This window comes from Xanthomonas axonopodis pv. maculifoliigardeniae (assembly GCF_041519315.1).
In the GTDB taxonomy this organism is placed as follows: Bacteria; Pseudomonadota; Gammaproteobacteria; order Xanthomonadales; family Xanthomonadaceae; genus Xanthomonas; species Xanthomonas euvesicatoria.
This window is the reverse complement of the sequence record NZ_CP167998.1, coordinates 2,608,805-2,625,166: the sequence shown is the minus strand read 5'-3', so window position 1 is coordinate 2,625,166 and position 16,362 is coordinate 2,608,805. Positions and strand designations below refer to the sequence as shown.

The 16,362-nt window shown below is 64.9% G+C and carries 16 protein-coding genes; 13 read left to right on the top strand and 3 right to left on the bottom strand.

Annotation, left to right across the window (positions count from 1 at the left end):
• Nucleotides 1-19 precede the first annotated feature (19 nt).
• A complete protein-coding gene (gene dksA, locus ACDH77_RS11450) occupies nt 20-382 on the top strand; it encodes an RNA polymerase-binding protein DksA (protein ID WP_223293187.1) in 363 nt (120 codons plus the stop codon).
• 214 nt (nt 383-596) lie between these two features.
• Here dksA and ACDH77_RS11445 read toward each other — a convergent pair whose 3' ends face one another.
• The 3 genes from ACDH77_RS11445 to cysS all read right to left on the bottom strand — a co-directional run bounded on the left by ACDH77_RS11445 (nt 597) and on the right by cysS (nt 3,971).
• On the bottom strand, nt 597-1,847 hold the full coding sequence (locus ACDH77_RS11445) for an MFS transporter (RefSeq protein ID WP_008573410.1): 1,251 nt from the start codon (nt 1,845-1,847) through the stop codon (nt 597-599).
• The gene (locus ACDH77_RS11440; protein WP_008573408.1) at nt 1,844-2,281 is read right to left on the bottom strand and encodes a SufE family protein; all 438 of its coding nucleotides are present in this window, start codon (nt 2,279-2,281) and stop codon (nt 1,844-1,846) included. The genes ACDH77_RS11445 and ACDH77_RS11440 overlap by 4 nt, the downstream gene beginning before the upstream one ends.
• Before the next feature lie 265 nt (nt 2,282-2,546).
• Nucleotides 2,547-3,971: a cysteine--tRNA ligase gene (gene cysS / locus ACDH77_RS11435; RefSeq protein ID WP_031423018.1), complete on the bottom strand. Its 1,425-nt coding sequence runs from the start codon at nt 3,969-3,971 to the stop codon at nt 2,547-2,549.
• A 177-nt stretch (nt 3,972-4,148) separates the two neighbouring features.
• On the opposite strand from cysS, the gene ACDH77_RS11430 reads away from it, so the two are divergent.
• The 12 genes from ACDH77_RS11430 (at nt 4,149) to ACDH77_RS11375 (ending at nt 16,329) form a co-directional block, all read left to right on the top strand.
• On the top strand, nt 4,149-4,643 hold the full coding sequence (locus tag ACDH77_RS11430; protein WP_029819580.1) for a hypothetical protein: 495 nt from the start codon (nt 4,149-4,151) through the stop codon (nt 4,641-4,643).
• Nucleotides 4,644-4,955: 312 nt separating this feature from the next.
• The gene (locus ACDH77_RS11425) at nt 4,956-5,987 is read left to right on the top strand and encodes an N-acetylornithine carbamoyltransferase (protein WP_008573404.1); all 1,032 of its coding nucleotides are present in this window, start codon (nt 4,956-4,958) and stop codon (nt 5,985-5,987) included.
• 51 nt (nt 5,988-6,038) lie between these two features.
• Entirely contained in the window at nt 6,039-7,277 is a 1,239-nt protein-coding gene (locus ACDH77_RS11420) for an argininosuccinate synthase (protein ID WP_031423013.1), read from the top strand.
• A gap of 240 nt (nt 7,278-7,517) precedes the next feature.
• Nucleotides 7,518-7,970 carry a GNAT family N-acetyltransferase gene (locus ACDH77_RS11415; RefSeq protein WP_011347704.1) on the top strand — a complete coding sequence of 151 codons (453 nt, stop codon included), beginning with the start codon at nt 7,518-7,520 and terminating at the stop codon, nt 7,968-7,970.
• A 5-nt stretch (nt 7,971-7,975) separates the two neighbouring features.
• On the top strand, nt 7,976-9,076 hold the full coding sequence (locus ACDH77_RS11410) for an acetylornithine deacetylase (protein WP_031423010.1): 1,101 nt from the start codon (nt 7,976-7,978) through the stop codon (nt 9,074-9,076).
• A 44-nt stretch (nt 9,077-9,120) separates the two neighbouring features.
• Complete coding sequence (locus ACDH77_RS11405; protein WP_014090341.1) at nt 9,121-10,464, top strand: acetylglutamate kinase; 1,344 nt, start codon at nt 9,121-9,123, stop codon at nt 10,462-10,464.
• Between the two features lie 5 nt (nt 10,465-10,469).
• Nucleotides 10,470-11,081: a GNAT family N-acetyltransferase gene (locus ACDH77_RS11400; protein WP_008573396.1), complete on the top strand. Its 612-nt coding sequence runs from the start codon at nt 10,470-10,472 to the stop codon at nt 11,079-11,081.
• Nucleotides 11,078-12,028: an N-acetyl-gamma-glutamyl-phosphate reductase gene (gene argC, locus ACDH77_RS11395; protein ID WP_031423007.1), complete on the top strand. Its 951-nt coding sequence runs from the start codon at nt 11,078-11,080 to the stop codon at nt 12,026-12,028. The genes ACDH77_RS11400 and argC overlap by 4 nt, the downstream gene beginning before the upstream one ends.
• Before the next feature lie 173 nt (nt 12,029-12,201).
• Complete coding sequence (locus ACDH77_RS11390; protein WP_011347702.1) at nt 12,202-13,500, top strand: argininosuccinate lyase; 1,299 nt, start codon at nt 12,202-12,204, stop codon at nt 13,498-13,500.
• On the top strand, nt 13,497-13,757 hold the full coding sequence (locus ACDH77_RS11385) for a YciI family protein (RefSeq protein WP_011347701.1): 261 nt from the start codon (nt 13,497-13,499) through the stop codon (nt 13,755-13,757). The genes ACDH77_RS11390 and ACDH77_RS11385 overlap by 4 nt, the downstream gene beginning before the upstream one ends.
• Before the next feature lie 13 nt (nt 13,758-13,770).
• Complete coding sequence (gene proB, locus ACDH77_RS11380; RefSeq protein WP_031423004.1) at nt 13,771-14,925, top strand: glutamate 5-kinase; 1,155 nt, start codon at nt 13,771-13,773, stop codon at nt 14,923-14,925.
• A gap of 159 nt (nt 14,926-15,084) precedes the next feature.
• Nucleotides 15,085-16,329, top strand: a complete 1,245-nt coding sequence (locus ACDH77_RS11375) for a glutamate-5-semialdehyde dehydrogenase (protein WP_031423002.1) — start codon at nt 15,085-15,087, stop codon at nt 16,327-16,329.
• Nucleotides 16,330-16,362 lie beyond the last annotated feature (33 nt).

Genomic DNA, 16,362 nt, shown 5'->3' with positions numbered 1-16,362 from the left:
TTCCGCGGACGAGGAGTACATGAACAAGTTGCAGCAGGAATATTTCCGCCAGCGTCTGCAGAGCTGGCGCAACGAGATGGTGGAGGAATCCAAGCAGACCATCGAAAACCTGCGCGAAGAAGTACGCGACATCGGCGACGAAGCCGAACGTGCCACCCGCGAGACCGAAAACTCGCTGGAACTGCGTGCCCGTGATCGCGCCCGCAAGCTGATTTCCAAGATCGATAGCACGCTCAAGCGTCTGGAAGACGGTGACTACGGCTACTGCGTGGACACCGGTGAAGAGATTGGCCTGGACCGCCTGGAAGCGCGTCTGACTGCCGAGCGCACCATCGATGCCCAGGAGCGTTGGGAGCACTTGCAGAAGCAGCAGGGCGACTGATCGTCCGCCTGGCTCACCGAAAGACCCCGCCATGTGCGGGGTTTTTTATGGTCGCCTGATTCGTTGTATTGGCGCCTGGCCGAGAGTCAGGCAGCGCCCATTGGCGAGACGCCGCCGCACGCAGCTGCATGCGGCACGTGAGCGCGGTCCGCAACACGAGCCCCTTGCCACCACAGCGGCGCAGTGGGCACCGGCAATCACGCGATCGCGCCGCTCACTGCAGATCGCGCAGGTCCAGCTTGCGCAGGCGCGGCGCCTTCCAGGCGGTGGTGGCCACCACGCCCAGGGTGACGCAGCCGCCGATGACCACCGCCGGCACCAGGCCGACCAGGCGCGCCATGACGCCGTCGTAGAACGCGCCCAACTCGTTGGACGAGCCGATGAAGATGCCGTTGATCGAAGACACCCGGCCACGCATGGCATCGGGGGTGGCCAACTGCAGGATGGTCTGGCGCACCACCACCGAGACGCCATCGCACATGCCGTACACCAGCAGGATCGCCGCGGACAGCCAGAAATGGCGCGACAGTCCGAAGGCGATGGTGCAGAGCCCGAAGCCGGCCACCGACAGCAGCAGCACGCGTCCGGCATTGCGCTGCAGCGGGTGCCGCGCCAGCCACACGCCAACCACGATCGAACCCAGCGCCGGCGCACCGCGCAGGATGCCCAGGCCTTCCGGGCCGTAGTGCAGGATGTCGTGGATGAAGGCCGGCAACATCGACACCGCGCCGCCAAGCAGGACCGAGAACATGTCCAGCGCCATGGCGCCCAGCATGATCTGGTTGGACAGTACGAACTGCGCGCCTTCGGCGATGCTGCGGAAGATCGGCGCACGCGGGCCGGCGCTGACCGGCTCGCTGACACGTAACAAAGCCAACGCCAGGATCGCCAGCATCGCCACGCTGGCGGCGACCCCGTAGGCCAGGCCCTTGCCGCCCCAGCCGACCAGCACGCCGCCCAGCGCCGGGCCGATCACCATGCCGGCCTGGAAGGTGACGCTGCCGATGCTGGCGCCGCGTGCGAATGCGTCGCGCGGCAGCGCCCGTGCGAACAAGGCGTTGTAGACCGGCGACAAGAAAGAGCGCGCCGCGCCGGTGAGCGAGATGGCGGCATAGATGGGCCACACGCCTTTGACCGGCAGCCAGCCTTGCGTGATCGCCAACAGCAACAGCGCGGTTGCGACCAAGCCCAGCACGGCGACCATGCCCAGCCGGCGGCGCGGCAGGTGATCGACCAGGTAGCCGGCAAAGGGGGCGATGCAGAAGAACGGCAGGATTTCCGCCAGGCCGATCAGCCCCAACGAGAGCGGGTTGCCGGTCATTTCGTAAATATGCCAACCGACTGTCACCGCGACGATCTGGTAGGACAGCATCGCCGCCACGCGGTACAGCAGCACCAGGCCGAAGCCTGGATGGGCGAGCAGCGTCCGCAGCGAATCGGCGGGCGATGGGGCGGGCGTGCTCACTGCTGCGCGCGCGCGGTATCGCGGATGAAGGCCAGCATCGCTGCCACGCCGTTGCTGCGGGTCGGCGACAGATGCTTGGCCAGGCCGATCCCGGCGATGTAGTCAGGCTCGGTAGCCAGGATCTCTTGCGCGCTACGCCCTGAATACACGCGCAGCGCAAGGTAGATCAGCCCGGAGACAATGGCCGAATCGCTGACGGCATGGAAATCCAGCCGCTCGGCGTTGCCCTCCGGCACGATCCAGACCATCGATTGGCAGCCGTGCAGGCGGTGCTCTTCGGTTTTCCACTGTTCCGGGAAGGCGGGCAACTTGCGGCCAAGGTCGATCAGGTACTGGTAGCGCTCGGACCAGTCGCCAAAGAAGGAAAATTCCTCGGCAATGGCGGCCTGCGCCTCGGTAGCAGTCGGTTCAAGCGGGAAGGGGGAGGTGGTCATCTAAAAATCCAGAATCAATTCGATCAAGTCCCTCTCCCGCGGGGCGAGAAGGCACGGTGTGCGCCACTGGCACCTGGCCTTGGAGCGCTGTGGCCACTGCATCTTTCACCAGGTGCCAGGGCGGGGCAGCCTGCGAGGGCCGTCGGTCATTCTTTCTGGCTGGCGCGTGGCGACGCGTTTGCCATGACCGACGGTTGATTGTCGCCGCAGCGCACCCTCATCCGCCTGCGGGGGCACTTTCTCCCGCAGGAAGACGTGAGAAGGATCAAGCACGCTTCCAACGCACGCCCTGCGGCGTGTCTTCCAGCACGATACCCTCTTCGGCAAGTTGCTTGCGGATGGCGTCGGCGCGGGCGAAATCCTTGGCTTTCTTCGCCGCGCTGCGTTCTTCCACCAATGCGGTGATGCGTGCATCGTCGCCGGCGTCGGTGCCGCGCGAGAACCATGCAGCCGGGTCTTGTTGCAGCAACCCCAGTGCCATTCCGGCACCGAGCAACTTGGCGCGCGCCGCATGCAGCTCGATCATGCGCGCCGATGCTTGGCCGCTTTGCATCAGGTCGCTGCGCAATGCACGCGCATCGGAGGCGATGCTTGCCATGACGGACAAGGCCAGCGGCGTGTTGAGATCGTCATCCAGAGCGGACTCCACCTCGGCGGGAATCGTCATGGATACCGCCAGATCGCTGCCGCTTTCCGCTTCCAGCGCAGCCAGATCCCGCAACGTTCCATACAGGCGGTCCAGCGTGTTCTTGGCCTGCTCGATCAACCCATCCGACCAGTCCAGCGGCTGACGGTAGTGCGCGCTCAACAGCGCATAGCGCAGCGCTTCGGGCGGATGCCTGGCGATGAGCTCGTGCACGGTTTCGATATTGCCCAGCGACTTGCTCATCTTCGCGCCGCTGAAATTGAGCATGCCGTTGTGCAGCCAGAAGCGCGCAAAGGTGGCACCGCCATGCGCGCACTCGCTCTGCGCAATCTCGTTTTCGTGATGCGGGAACTGCAGGTCCACACCGCCGGCGTGGATGTCGATGGTCGGCCCCAGATGGGCGGCGGCCATCGCCGAGCATTCGATATGCCAACCCGGCCGGCCGCGGCCCCAGGGCGATGGCCAGCCGGGCAGGTCGTCGCTGGAGGGTTTCCACAGCACGAAGTCGCCGGGGTCGCGCTTGTATGGCGCCACGTCCACGCGTGCGCCGGCCAACATTTCGTCCGGGTCGCGCCGCGAGAGCTTGCCGTAGTCCTCGAAGCTGGAGACCGAAAACAGCACGTGGCCTTCTGCGGCATAGGCATGCCCATTGGCGATCAGCTGCTCGATCATCGCCACGATCTGCGGGATGTGCGCGGTGGCCTCCGGTTCGATGTCCGGTGGAACCACGCCAAGCGCCGCCATGTCCTGCCGGTAGATCGCCGCGAAGCGGTCGGTGATCGTCGAAATCGGCACGCCCTGCGCCTGCGCGGCGGCGTTGATCTTGTCGTCCACGTCGGTGATGTTGCGCGCGTAGCGCAGCGCGCCGTAGCGTCGGCGCAGCAACGCGGCAAGCACATCGAAGACCACCGGGCCGCGAGCGTTGCCGATATGCGCGTAGTTGTAGACGGTGGGACCGCAGACGTACAGGGTGGGGCTGGACGGATCGAGCGGCGCAAACGGCTCGACCCGCCGCGTCAGGTTGTTGTGCAGGCGCAGGCTCATCGGCATCCGAAAAAGGGCAATCGCGCGATTCTAGCCCGTTGTGGCGGGATGGCGAATCGCCAGCCTGACGATGGTCACCGGATGGGTTGCGTTCAGCCCAGGCGGCCGCAAGCTCCATACACTTACGTACTGCCTGGCTGCGCGTTCCCGGTACTGATGCGACCTTCTCCGTTCTTCATGCTGCTGTGTACGTTTGCCGGGCAAGTCATTCCGGCGTATGCGGCAGAACCCGACCCCAAGAACCGGGTCGTGGTGATCGAGAACGTGAAACTGGATTATGCGCAGGTGCTCAATGTCGAGCCGGTCTACCAGACGCTTCGCGCCACGCGTATCGAAGAGCAATGCGAAGCCGAGCAGGCGGCACAGGCTGCGGCAGCGCCGGCCGAGGACGAGGGCCGCATCAACCGCATGGTCGATTCGGTCAAGGAAATGTTCTCGCGTCGCCCCGAACCGGCAGCGCCCGCTGCGGTGCCGCCGACCAGCACGCGGCGCAACTGCAAGGTGGTGGAAGTGCCGCGCGAGTTCCGCCGGCCGATCGCCTTCGACGTGGACTATGTCTACAAGGGCACCAAATACCGTTCGCGCCTGCCCGAAGATCCGGGCAATCGGCTGCGCATCCGGGTCTCGGTGACGCCGTACATTCCGGACGCCATCGTCGCGCCGCCGCGATGAGATGCGCAGCGGTTGCGCCGTGCCCACATGCGTGCGAGGATTCGCGCCCTATGCAAGCAAACGCTTTTCAGCACGACACCAGCGCCGCCCGGATGGCCTCCGGCATGACCTCGCGTGCCCGCCGACCGGAATCCCACATTTTCGCTGGGTAAGCCGGGGCGTTTGCTGTTCCGACGTTGAAGACCCAGCCCCCAGGCTGGGTTTTTTCGTTTTGGCGTCACAAAAGTTTCAACGGCAAGAAACGCGCATGTCGCGCACCCCGTCGCTCCTGGCGGACCAACGCAGCAGTAGCACGCAGCAAAGGATCGATCGATGTCACTGAAGCACTTCTTGAACACCCAGGACTGGAGCCGCGCCGAGCTGGACGCGCTGTTGACCCAGGCCGCGTTGTTCAAACGCAACAAGCTGGGAAGCGAGCTGAAGGGCAAGTCGATTGCACTGGTGTTCTTCAACCCGTCCATGCGCACCCGTACCAGCTTCGAGCTGGGCGCGTTCCAACTGGGCGGGCATGCGGTGGTCTTGCAGCCGGGCAAGGATGCGTGGCCGATCGAGTTCAATCTGGGGACGGTCATGGACGGCGACACCGAAGAGCACATCGCCGAAGTGGCGCGCGTGCTGGGGCGTTATGTCGATCTGATCGGCGTGCGCGCGTTTCCGAAGTTCGTGGACTGGTCCAAGGACCGCGAAGACCAGGTGCTCAAGAGCTTTGCCAAGTATTCGCCGGTGCCGGTGATCAACATGGAAACCATCACCCACCCATGCCAGGAGCTGGCGCATGCGCTGGCGCTGCAGGAACACTTCGGTACCCAGGATCTGCGTGGCAAGAAGTACGTGCTGACCTGGACCTACCACCCCAAGCCGCTGAACACAGCGGTGGCCAACTCGGCGCTGACCATCGCCACGCGCATGGGCATGGACGTGACCCTACTGTGCCCGACGCCGGACTACATCCTGGATCAGCGCTACATGGACTGGGCCGCGCAAAACGTGGCCGAAAGCGGTGGCTCGCTGCAGGTCAGCCATGACATCGACAGCGCCTACGCCGGCGCCGATGTCGTCTACGCCAAGAGCTGGGGTGCGTTGCCGTTCTTCGGCAACTGGGAACCAGAAAAGCCGATCCGCGACCAGTACCAGCATTTCATCGTCGACGAACGCAAGATGGCGCTGACCAACAACGGCGTGTTCTCGCACTGCCTGCCGCTGCGCCGCAACGTCAAGGCGACCGATGCGGTGATGGATTCGCCCAACTGCATCGCCATCGATGAAGCCGAAAATCGGCTGCATGTGCAAAAGGCGATCATGGCGGCGCTTGCTTCGCAAGCGGGAATCGGGAATCGGGATTAGAGAATCGCAACAGCAACACACTTGGCCCCCACATTTACGTACTAAGGAACAATGATGAGCGCTGCTTCCACCAATCCCGAATCCCGAATCCCGACTCCCGGCACCAAAGACATCGTTCTCGCGTTTTCCGGTGGTCTGGACACCAGCTTCTGCATTCCGTATCTGCAGGAGCGCGGCTATGCGGTGCACACCGTGTTTGCCGACACCGGTGGTGTGGATGCCGAAGAGCGTGAGTTCATCGAGAAGCGCGCCGCCGAATTGGGCGCGGCCAGCCACGTCACCGTGGACGGTGGCCCGGCGATCTGGGAAGGCTTCGTCAAGCCGTTCGTGTGGGCGGGCGAGGGGTACCAGGGCCAGTACCCGTTGCTGGTGTCCGACCGTTACCTGATCGTGGATGCTGCGCTCAAGCGTGCCGAAGAATTGGGCACGCGCATCATTGCGCATGGTTGCACCGGCATGGGCAACGATCAGGTGCGTTTCGACCTGGCAGTGAAGGCGCTGGGCGACTACCAGATCGTGGCGCCGATCCGCGAGATCCAGAAAGAGCACACCCAGACCCGCGCCTATGAGCAGAAGTATCTGGAAGCGCGTGGTTTCGGCGTGCGTGCCAAACAGCAGGCCTACACCATCAACGAGAACCTGCTGGGCCTGACCATGTCCGGCGGCGAGATCGATCGTTGGGAAGCGCCGGGCGAGGGCGCGCGCGGCTGGTGCGCGCCGCGCAGTGCTTGGCCGAGCGAGGCGTTGACGGTGACGCTGAAGTTCGTCGAAGGCGAAGCGGTGGAACTGGACGGCAAGCCGCTGCCGGGTGCCAAGATCCTGGCCAAGCTCAACACCTTGTTTGCGCAATACGGCGTGGGCCGCGGCGTCTATACCGGCGACACCGTGATCGGTTTGAAGGGCCGCATCGTGTTCGAAGCGCCGGGCCTGATTTCGCTGCTCACCGCGCACCGTGCACTGGAAGATGCGGTGCTGACCAAGCAGCAGAACCGCTTCAAGCCGGACGTGGCGCGCAAGTGGGTGGAGCTGGTGTACGAAGGCTTCTATCACGACCCGCTCAAGAGCGATATCGAGGCGTTCCTGAAGTCCTCGCAGTCCAAGGTCAATGGCGAGGTGACGCTGGAAACTCGCGGCGGCCGCGTCGATGCGGTGGCGGTACGCTCGCCGCACCTGCTCAACACCAAGGGTGCGACCTACGCGCAATCGGCCGACTGGGGCGTGGAAGAAGCGGAAGGCTTCATCAAGCTGTTCGGGATGAGCTCGACGCTGTACGCGCAGGTCAACCGCTGAGCAAAAGCCCCTCTCACCCGGGGAGAGGGGCTTGGGGTGCCGCAGAAACCTCCAAGATCGATCATGACGAACGCGTCGCCACGCGCCAGTCATGGGGAACTACTGCAGCATTGCGTCCATCGTTCTCCATCTGGGCACGTGGCGACGCGTTCGACCTGGTTGCTTCGCGAAGTTTCGTGAGGCGCCCCTCATCCGCCCCTTCGGGCCACCTTCTCCCGGTGGGAGAAGAGGGTCACTGCGATGGAACCCATGCCCGCATTACGCATCAGTACCGACAAGCAGGAACTCGATCTGCCGTTGATCCATCGCTTCCTCAGCGAGCAGGCCTATTGGTGCCTGGGCATCCCGCTGGACACGGTGCAGCGGGCGATCGCCGGCTCGCTGTGTTTCGGCGGTTATTGCGCGGGCGTAGGGCAGGTGGCGTTCGCGCGCGTGATCACCGACGGTGCCACCTTCGGCTATCTCGCCGATGTGTTCGTGCTCGATGCACACCGTGGGCGCGGCTATGGCAAGCAACTGGTGGCAGCAGTGATGGCCCATCCGCATCTGCAAGGTCTTCGTCGCTTCATGCTCGCCACCTCCGATGCGCATGCGCTGTACGCACAGCACGGCTTCGCCGCGCCGGCACGGCCGCAGGCGTTGATGGAAATCGCCTATCCCGATCTCTACCGCACCACCACCACGGCTGCCTGACCCACATGACTGACCTGCTCACCTCCACGCTCGACCACCTGCAGGCGCTGGTGGCATTCGACACCCGCAATCCGCCGCGTGCGATTGCCGCGCAAGGCGGCATCTTCGATTATCTGCGCGCGCAGCTGCCGGGGTTCCAGGTCGAGGTGGTCGATCACGGTGCAGGGGCGGTGAGCTTGTACGCGGTGCGCGGCACGCCGAAGTACCTGTTCAACGTGCATCTGGATACCGTGCCGGATTCGCCGCATTGGAGCGCCGACCCGCACGCGATGCGGCGCCTGGACGACTGCGTGGTGGGCCTGGGCGTGTGCGACATCAAGGGCGCGGCGGCGGCGCTGGTTGCCGCGGCCAATGCCGGTAACGGCGATGCCGCGTTCCTGTTTTCTTCGGACGAAGAGGCCAATGATCCGCGCTGCATCGCCGCGTTCCTGGCGCGCGGCGTGCCGTACGAAGCTGTCCTGGTGGCCGAGCCGACCATGGGCGAAGCGGTGCTGGCGCATCGTGGCATCAGTTCGGTGCTGATGCGGTTTGCCGGGCGCGCAGGGCATGCATCGGGCAAGCAGGATCCCTCGGCCAGCGCGCTCCATCAGGCAATGCGCTGGGGCGCAAATGCCCTGGACCATGTGCAATCGCTGGCGCATGCGCGCTTCGGCGGGTTGACCGGATTGCGCTTCAACATCGGCCGCGTCGAGGGGGGCATCAAGGCCAACATGATCGCGCCGGCAGCCGAAGTGCGCTTCGGCTTTCGTCCGTTGCCGTCGATGGACGTGGATGGACTGCTGGCAAGCTTTGCCGGCTTCGCCGAACCGGCGGCAGCGCATTTCGAAGAAACCTTCCGCGGGCCGAGCCTGCCGTCGGGCGACATCGCACGCGCGGAAGAACGCCGCCTGGCCGCACGCGATGTGGCCGATGCGCTGGACCTGCCGATCGGCAACGCAGTGGACTTCTGGACCGAGGCCTCGCTGTTTTCGGCCGGCGGCTATACCGCGCTGGTGTATGGTCCTGGCGACATCGCCCAGGCGCACACCGCCGACGAATTCGTGACGCTGGCGCAGTTGCAGGGTTACGCCGAATCGGTCCATCGCATCATCAACGGTTCGCATTGAACCGACACGCGCCTGGCGCTCCCTTTCCTCTTTCGAACACGGCAATGTCCCCTTCCGCACAACCCCACAAACAAACCCGCCAGACCATCGTGCGCCTGCTCTCCAGCATGGCCAGCGCGAAGGAAATCAGCCAATACCTCAAGCGGTTTTCGCAGCTCGATGCCAAGCGCTTTGCGGTGGTCAAGGTGGGGGGCGCAGTATTGCGCGACGATCTGGACGCGCTGACCTCGTCGTTGTCGTTCCTGCAGGAAGTGGGGCTGACCCCGATCGTGCTGCATGGCGCCGGCCCGCAGCTGGATGCAGAGCTGGCCGCCGCCGGCATCGAAAAGCACACCGTCAACGGACTGCGCGTGACCTCGCCCGAAGCCTTGGCGATCGTGCGCAAGGTGTTCCAGGCCTCCAACCTGAAACTGGTGGAAGCGCTGCAGCAAAACGGCGCGCGTGCGACCTCGATCACCGGTGGCGTGTTCGAGGCCGAGTATCTGGATCGCGACACCTACGGCCTGGTCGGTGAGGTCAAGGCGGTGAATCTGGCGCCGATCGAAGCCAGTCTGCAGGCCGGCTCCATCCCGGTGATCACCAGCCTGGGCGAAACGCCCAGCGGGCAGATCCTCAACGTCAATGCGGATTTTGCCGCCAACGAGTTGGTGCAGGAGCTGCAGCCGTACAAGATCATCTTTCTCACCGGCACCGGCGGCCTGCTGGATGCCGATGGCAAGTTGATCGATTCGATCAACCTGTCTACCGAGTTCGACCACCTGATGCAGCAGCCGTGGATCAACGGCGGCATGCGGGTGAAGATCGAGCAGATCAAGGACTTGCTCGATCGCCTGCCGCTGGAATCGTCGGTGTCGATCACCCGGCCGTCGGACCTGGCCAAGGAGCTGTTCACCCACAAGGGCTCGGGTACGCTGGTGCGGCGCGGCGAGCGCGTGCTGCGCGCCACCTCCTGGGACGAACTGGATCTGCCTCGCCTGAAGTCGCTGATCGAATCCAGCTTCGGCCGCACGCTGGTGCCGGAGTATTTCGAGACCACCACGTTGCTGCGCGCGTATGTCAGCGAAAACTACCGCGCGGCGGTGATCCTGACCGACGAAGGCCAGTTCGGTGCGGGCAGGCTGACCTATCTGGACAAGTTCGCCGTGCTCGACGATGCGCAGGGCGAAGGTCTTGGCCGGGCGGTATGGAATGTGATGCGCGAAGAGACCCCGCAGCTGTTCTGGCGCTCGCGCCATAACAACCAGGTCAATATCTTTTACTACGCCGAATCCGACGGTTGCATCAAGCAGGAGAAGTGGAAGGTGTTCTGGTACGGGCTGGAAAACTTCGAGCAGATCCAGCATTGCGTTGCGCACTGCGCGACGCGTCAGCCGACCTTGCTGGGCTGACTGCGATGAGCGTCGTCACCTTGCCAGCACGTTGGCGCGAGCAGCCGAACATGCGTGGACGGCATGCGAGCCTGGAGCCGCTGCAGACAGCGCATGCCGATGGGTTGCGTGAGGTGGTGGGCGACGGCGCGCTATCGCGGCTGTGGTACACCAGCGTGCCCGCACCGGAGCAGGTCGAGGCGTATATCGCTGCGGCCCTGGCCGCCTGCGCCGATGGCGCGGCGTTGCCATATGTGGTGCGCGATGCGGCCGGCGACATCGTCGGTTGCACGCGCTACTACGCGCTGGATGCCGCAGTGCCCAGGCTGTCGATCGGCTACACCTGGTACGCACCACGCGTGCAGCGCAGCGGCGTCAACACCGAAACCAAGCTGATGCTGCTGCAATACGCCTTCGAAACATTGGGGTGCCTGAGCGTGGTGTTCGAGACCAGCTGGTTCAACCATACCTCGCGCGCGGCGATCGCGCGGCTGGGTGCAAAACAGGACGGCGTGCTGCGCAACCACGCCCGCCACGCCGACGGTACGCCGCGCGATACCGTGGTGTTTTCCATCATCGATACGGAATGGGCCGGGGTCAAACGCCACCTGCAGTTCCGCCTGGAAGCAAACGCATGACTGTTGAACAAAAGACCATCGGCATTGTCGGCGCCCGCGGGCATACCGGCTCGGAATTGATCAAACTGGTGGCGGCGCATCCGCAGCTGCACTTGAGCTTCGTGTCCTCGCGCGAGCTGGCCGGGCAGCCCGTGGCCGAGCATAACGATGCCTACCAGGGCCAGCTGCGCTACGAGAACCTGGATGCCGACGCGGTGGCCGCCAAGGCGGCCGACGTGGTGATCCTGGCGCTGCCCAATGGCAAGGCAGAGCCCTTTGTCGCCGCGATCGACGCGGCAGCGCCACAGACGCTGGTGATCGATCTGTCGGCCGACTATCGCTTCGATCCGGCCTGGTACTACGGCTTGCCTGAGTTGACGCGCGGCAGTTACGCCGGGCAAAAACGCATCAGCAACCCGGGCTGTTATGCCACCGCGATGCAGCTGACCATCGCACCACTGCTCGACCAGCTGGCCGGGCCACCGCAGTGTTTCGGTGTCTCCGGGTATTCGGGCGCGGGTACCACGCCTTCGGACAAGAACAATCCTGCGTTGCTCTCCAATAACGTGATGCCCTATGCGCTGACCAACCACATGCACGAGCGCGAGGTGTCTGCGCAGCTTGGCGTGCCGGTGGAGTTCATGCCGCACGTGGCGCCGCATTTCCGCGGCATCACCATGACCGTCAACCTGTGGCTGCAGCAGCCGCTGACGCGCGAGCAGATCCAGGCGCGTTATACGCAGCGTTATGCCGACGAGCCGTTGATCGAAATCGTCGACGAGGCGCCCTGGGTGAGCCGCATCGCCGGCAAGCACGGTGTGCAGATTGGCGGAGTAACGCTGGCGCCCGGCAACAAGCGCGTGGTGGTGGTGGCGACGCTGGACAATCTGCTCAAGGGTGCGGCAACGCAGGCGATGCAAAACCTCAACCTTGCGCTGGGCTGGGACGAGTTGATGGCAATTCGTTGATGCGAGTCCCTCGCAACAGCCTGCACATCCATGTGCAGGGATTCAACGAAGCGAGTCACTCGCAACAGCCTGCACATCCATGTGCGGGGATTCAACGAAGCGAGTTCCTCGCAACAGCCCGCGCATCCATGTGCGGGGATCGAAACTGGACGACTTACTCGAGACGCTTTCCGATGACCAATCTGTTGTGGCAAAAACCTGGCGTTGCCGTTGACGCCAAGATCCAGAGTTTCCTGGCCGGCGACGATGTGATCCTGGATCGCGAATTCTTCCTGTACGACATCGCTGCCAGCAAGGCGCATGCGCAGGGGCTGCAGCACATCGGCATCTTGTCGTTGCAGGAGCTGGGCGGCTTGAGCGAACAGCTCGACCTGCTGGCCGCCGATTTTCGCAGCGGCGCCTTCGTGCTCGATGCGCAATACGAAGATTGCCACTCCGCCATCGAAGCGCGATTGACCGAGCGTCTGGGCGATGCAGGCCGCAAGATCCACACCGGGCGCAGCCGCAACGACCAGATCCTGGTCGCCACGCGGCTGTGGCTGAAGGACAAGCTGCAGCGCGTTGCCACGCTCAGCGCGGAGATCGCCAAGGTGGCGTTGGACCGCGCACAGGCCGAGGCCGGGCTGCCGGTGCCTGGTTATACGCACATCCAACGGGCGGTGGTGTCCTCGGCCGGGATGTGGTGGGCGGGCTGGGCGGAAGCGTTCATCGACAACGCCGTGCGCGCCGACGACACCGTCCGTTTGGTCGACAGCAACCCGCTCGGCACCGCCGCAGGCTATGGCGTGAATCTGCCGCTGGATCGTGCGCATACCACCGCCGAACTGGGGTTTGCACGCCTGTTGGTCTCGCCGATCTACGCCCAGCTTTCGCGCGGCAAGTACGAACTGGCCGCGCTCGAAGCACTCGGCAGCGCCACGCTGGATCTGCGCCGCATCGCTTGGGATCTGTCGCTGTTCACCAGCGGCGAATTCGCGTTTGTCGCCTTGCCGGCCCAATACACCACCGGCAGTTCGATCATGCCGAACAAGCGCAACCCGGACGTGATCGAGCTGATGCGCGCAACGCATGCCAGCGTGGCGGCAGCGCGCACCGAGATCGAACAGCTGCTGTCGCTGCCGTCGGGTTATCACCGCGACCTGCAGAGCAGCAAGGGCGCGATCGTGCACGGCTTTGGCCGCGGACTTGCAGCGCTGGAACTGCTGCCGGCCTTGCTGGCCAATCTGGAATGGCGCCCGGACAAACTGCGCGCAGCCATCGATTCGGGCATGTATGCCACCGATGTGGCGGTGGAAGCCGCGGTAGCCGGCGTGCCGTTCCGCGAGGCCTACAAGGCCGCAGCGCAGGCCGCCGAGACCGCAGGGCAGGGACGCACGCCGGAAGGCAGCCTGGCTGCGCGCGTGTCGCCCGGTGCGGCAGCCGACCTGCAACTGGATGTGCTGCAGGCGCGCTGGCAGGCGCTGCGCGCATGACGACCCGCTATCTGGTGCTTGCGCTGCGCAAGCCGGGGTTTCCCGCCGATGTGGTGCAGCCGCATCTGGACTTTCTCGATGCATTGCGCGCCGCCGGGCAACTCGAGCTGACCGGCGGCTTCAGCGATCGCAGCGGTGGCGCGTATGTGCTGGTCAACGTGGCCACGCTTCAAGAGGCGCAGCAGATCGTTGCGCGCGACCCGCTGGTGCTGCGCGATGCCTCTGCACTGACCGTGTATGAGTGGAACACGCACTGAGGACGCCATTGCCATGAGCACGCCTGCCAGCACGTTGTCGCCGTTTACCGAGCAGGCGCTGCCGCCGTGGCGCCGTGCGGTGCTCAAAGTCGGCAGCAGCCTGCTCGCCGCCGATGGCGGTGGCCTGTCCCCGCGCTTCGCGCTGGGTCTGGCGCAGTTCGTTTCCGCCAATCTGGCAGCCGGGCGCGAGCTGGTGATCGTCTCGTCGGGCGCGGTGGCCGCTGGTCGCGCCATCCTGCCCAAAGCGGCGGATGTCGGCGCGCCGATCGCGGCGCGGCAGGCACTGGCCGCCTTGGGCCAAGCGCAGCTGATTGCGTTATGGCAGCGCTTTTTCGAGCGGCCGGTGGCGCAGGTACTGCTCACGCATGACGACCTGCGCAACCGTCGCCGCTATCTCAACGCGCGTGCCACCTTGGGCGAGTTGCTGCGGCTGGGTGCGCTGCCGGTGATCAACGAAAACGACACCGTCTCGGTGGATGAGTTGAAGCTGGGCGATAACGACAACCTGGCCGCGATCGTGGCTGCGCTGGTCGATGCCGACGCGTTGTTCATCGCCACCGACATCGATGGGTTGTATAGCGCCGACCCACGTAGCAATCCGCTGGCGCGCCCGCTCGACGATGTGCCCGAGCTCACCCCTGAAGTGCTGGCGATGGCCGGCGGCAGCGGCAGCAACGTGGGGACCGGCGGCATGCGCACCAAACTGGAAGCCGCAGCAAAGGCCGGTGCGGCCGGCATCGAAACCTATCTATTCAACGGCCGAAGTGGCGAGGTGGTGCGCGCCCTGGCGCAGGACCGCCTGCGTGGCACACGCATCCACGCCGCGCGCACGCGCATCGCTGCGCGAAAATACTGGCTGCGGCACGCACCGGTGGAAGCGGGCGCGATCCTCATCGACGACGGCGCCGCAGCGGCCCTGACCGGCAAGGGCGCCTCGCTGTTGCCAGGCGGCGTGGCCGGCGCGCAGGGCGATTTCCGTCGCGGCGACATGGTGGAGATTCGTCTGCGCGACACCGCGGGCGACCAGTGTCTGGCACGCGGCGTCAGCCAGTATTCGGCCCTGGATATCCGTCGTATCGCAGGCCGCCACTCGCGCGAGATCGAGAACGTGCTCGGCTACAGTTACGGCGAAAACGTGGTGCATCGCGATGATCTGGTGCTGTTGTAGCCGGGATTCGAGATTTGGGATTTGGGATTCGCAACAGCGTGTGCACTGCGTCCCTAGACCTCTGCCTCTTCGTCCCAGCGACTGACCCCTGGTAGTGATAAAACCGTGTCGCCCGCTTTTGCCAATCCCTAATCCCGACTCCCCAATCCCGGCTCCCAAATGACCATCAAAACGCTCGCTCTGCAATGCCGTGATGCCGCGCAGGTGGTGTCGCAATTGTCTGCACCGGCCAAGCATGCCTTGCTGGACGCGATGGCGGCCGCGCTGGAAGCCGATGCCGCGGCGATTCTGGCCGCCAATGCGCGCGATCTGGAGGCCGCGCGTGCCAAGGGCACCGGCAGTGCCATGCTCGATCGGCTGGCGCTGGACGACAAGCGCCTGGCCGGCATCGCGGCCGCACTGCGCGAGGTGGCGCAGCTGCCCGACCCGGTGGGTCGGATCACCCGCGAAGATGTGCGCCCCAACGGGATTCGCGTGCAGAAGGTGCGTGTGCCGCTGGGCGTGATCGCGATGATCTACGAGGCGCGGCCCAACGTCACGGCCGACGCTGCGGCACTGTGCATCAAGGCCGGCAATGGCGTGATCCTGCGCGGTGGCTCGGAGGCGATCCATTCCAATACCGCCATTGCGCGCGCACTGCAGCGGGCCTTGCGCGAGGCCAATGTGCCGGACGCGGCGCTGACCCTGGTCGAGGATCTGCGCCGCGAGACCATGCTGGAACTGCTGCAGCTCAGCGACATCGTCGATCTGGCGATTCCGCGCGGTGGCGAAGGCCTGATCCGGTTTGTCGCCGAGCACGCGCGCGTGCCGGTGATCAAGCACTACAAGGGGGTGTGCCACCTGTTTGTGGATGCATCCGCCGATATGGAGCTTGCGCTGCGCCTGCTGATCGATGGCAAGGCGACGCGGCCGTCGGCCTGTAATTCGCTGGAGACCTTGCTGGTGCATGCTGGCATCGCCGAGCGCTTCTTGCCGCTTGCCGCGCAGGCATTGCGCGAACGCAAGGTGGAACTGCGTGGCGATGCGGCGACGCAGGCGGTGCTGCCGGACATCGCTGCTGCCAGCGACGACGACTATGCCGCGGAATTCCTGGATCTGATTCTGGCCATCCGCGTGGTGCCGGATCTGGACACGGCGCTGGCGCACATCCGCCAGTATGGCTCGGACCACACCGAAGTCATCGCCACGCAGGATGCCGACAACGCCGAGCGATTCGTGCAGTCGCTACGCTCTGCGGTGGTGATGGTGAACGCCTCCTCGCGCTTTTCCGATGGCGGTGAATTGGGCCTGGGCGCGGAGATCGGCATCTCCACCACACGCCTGCATTCCTATGGCCCCATGGGCCTGGAAGCGCTGACGGTGGAGCGCTTCGTGGTGCGTGGCGAAGGCCAGGTGCGGCATTAGGAACGCTGGGCACCCCTAGCGAACACCCATCAA

Bases quoted from the DNA above. Each gene is read 5' to 3' on its own strand.
- dksA (WP_223293187.1), top strand. From the start codon at position 20: ATGAACAAGTTGCAGCAGGAATATTTCCGCCAGCGTCTGCAGAGCTGG.
- ACDH77_RS11440 (WP_008573408.1), bottom strand. From the start codon at position 2,281: ATGACCACCTCCCCCTTCCCGCTTGAACCGACTGCTACCGAGGCGCAG.
- cysS (WP_031423018.1), bottom strand. From the start codon at position 3,971: ATGAGCCTGCGCCTGCACAACAACCTGACGCGGCGGGTCGAGCCGTTT.
- ACDH77_RS11430 (WP_029819580.1), top strand. From the start codon at position 4,149: ATGCTGCTGTGTACGTTTGCCGGGCAAGTCATTCCGGCGTATGCGGCA.
- ACDH77_RS11425 (WP_008573404.1), top strand. From the start codon at position 4,956: ATGTCACTGAAGCACTTCTTGAACACCCAGGACTGGAGCCGCGCCGAG.
- ACDH77_RS11420 (WP_031423013.1), top strand. From the start codon at position 6,039: ATGATGAGCGCTGCTTCCACCAATCCCGAATCCCGAATCCCGACTCCC.
- ACDH77_RS11415 (WP_011347704.1), top strand. From the start codon at position 7,518: ATGGAACCCATGCCCGCATTACGCATCAGTACCGACAAGCAGGAACTC.
- ACDH77_RS11410 (WP_031423010.1), top strand. From the start codon at position 7,976: ATGACTGACCTGCTCACCTCCACGCTCGACCACCTGCAGGCGCTGGTG.
- ACDH77_RS11405 (WP_014090341.1), top strand. From the start codon at position 9,121: ATGTCCCCTTCCGCACAACCCCACAAACAAACCCGCCAGACCATCGTG.
- ACDH77_RS11400 (WP_008573396.1), top strand. From the start codon at position 10,470: ATGAGCGTCGTCACCTTGCCAGCACGTTGGCGCGAGCAGCCGAACATG.
- argC (WP_031423007.1), top strand. From the start codon at position 11,078: ATGACTGTTGAACAAAAGACCATCGGCATTGTCGGCGCCCGCGGGCAT.
- ACDH77_RS11390 (WP_011347702.1), top strand. From the start codon at position 12,202: ATGACCAATCTGTTGTGGCAAAAACCTGGCGTTGCCGTTGACGCCAAG.
- ACDH77_RS11385 (WP_011347701.1), top strand. From the start codon at position 13,497: ATGACGACCCGCTATCTGGTGCTTGCGCTGCGCAAGCCGGGGTTTCCC.
- proB (WP_031423004.1), top strand. From the start codon at position 13,771: ATGAGCACGCCTGCCAGCACGTTGTCGCCGTTTACCGAGCAGGCGCTG.
- ACDH77_RS11375 (WP_031423002.1), top strand. From the start codon at position 15,085: ATGACCATCAAAACGCTCGCTCTGCAATGCCGTGATGCCGCGCAGGTG.